Source organism: Sphingobium limneticum (genome assembly GCF_008710165.1).
Lineage (GTDB): Bacteria > Pseudomonadota > Alphaproteobacteria > Sphingomonadales > Sphingomonadaceae > Sphingobium > Sphingobium limneticum.
Window position 1 is genome coordinate 1 of record NZ_VYQA01000063.1, and the last position, 1,423, is coordinate 1,423.

Here is a 1,423-nt window from a genome sequence, read left to right on the forward strand (position 1 = left end):
GTTAGCGTCCGCGCTCGTGGTGTAATTTCCGGTGTAGATTGAGGCGATCGCATGGGTGGGGCATGCCCCACCCATGCGAATTCGATCTCGGTGGCCACCGGGCTCATCGGTAAGGTGGAGTTACCACACTTCACACGCCCACCGAGGAGTTGATCCCGATGACCGACGATAGATTACCGCTTGCCGAGCTGATGGCGAAGACCGGAGATGGAGATTTCCTGCGCACGATCGCCGAGAACGTATTACAGATCATCATGGAGGCCGACGTCGATGGCTTGGTCGGCGCCGGCCGGCACGAGCGTTCCGGCGATCGCACGACCTGGCGCAATGGCTACCGCGACCGCAGTCTCGACACCCGGCTCGGCACGCTCAATCTCAAGATCCCCAAACTGCGGACCGGCGCCTACTTTCCCGGCTTTCTGGAGCCAAGGAAGACCGTCGAGAAGGCGCTGGTCGCGGTGATCCAGGAAGCATGGATCGCCGGCGTCAGCACCCGGCGCGTCGATGAACTGGTGCAGGCGATGGGCATGACTGGCATCTCCAAGTCCTCGGTATCCAAGCTGTGCAAGGACATCGACGAGCGGGTCCACGCCTTCCTCAAGCGGCCGCTCGCCGGCGACTGGCCCTACCTCTGGCTCGATGCTACCTATCTCAAGGTGCGCGAGGGCGGGCGGATCGTCAGTGTCGCCGCGATAATCGCTGTGGCCGTCAACACCGAGGGCAAGCGCGAGATCGTCGGCCTGCACATCGGTCCTTCCGAAGCCGAGCCGTTCTGGTCGAGCTTCCTCAAGGACCTCGTCCGGCGCGGCCTGACCGGCGTGAAGCTGGTCATCTCCGATGCCCACGAGGGGCTCAAGGCGGCGATTACCCGCGTCATGGGCGCGACCTGGCAGCGCTGCCGCGTCCACTTCATGCGCAACGCCCTGGCCTATGTGCCCAAGGGCCAGAATACCGTCGTTGCCGCTGCAATCCGTCAGGTCTTCCTTCAGCCCGACCATGCCGCTGCGACGCAGGTCTGGCGGCAGGTCGCTGATCAGTTGCGCGCCCGCTGGCCAAAGCTCGGCGCTTGCATGGACGATGCCGAGCACGACGTGCTCGCCTACATGACCTTCCCCGAGCAGCACCGGGTCAAGCTCCACAGCACCAATCCGCTGGAACGCCTGAACAAGGAAGTGAAGCGCCGCGCCGATGTGGTCGGCATCTTCCCGAACGAGGACAGCATCATCCGCCTCGTCGGCGCCGTCCTGCTCGAGCAGAATGACGAATACCAGCTCCAGCACCGCTACATGCAGATCGAGGGCATGGCCGCCCTTGCCACACCAATGATCGAGGAGGCACAGCCGCTACAGATTACACCCAAGGCCGCCTGAAAATGCAGCCCAGTGGCCACACCCGATTTTACACCACATTGACGGACGCGACC

Annotated in this window: 1 protein-coding gene; it reads left to right on the forward strand. The window is 63.5% G+C overall.

Annotation, left to right across the window (positions count from 1 at the left end; translation table 11 throughout):
• Window positions 1-158: 158 nt before the first annotated feature.
• Window positions 159-1,370 (forward strand): IS256 family transposase, encoded by a 1,212-nt coding sequence (locus F4U95_RS24495; RefSeq protein ID WP_059150834.1) that lies wholly within the window; start codon window positions 159-161, stop codon window positions 1,368-1,370.
• Window positions 1,371-1,423 lie beyond the last annotated feature (53 nt).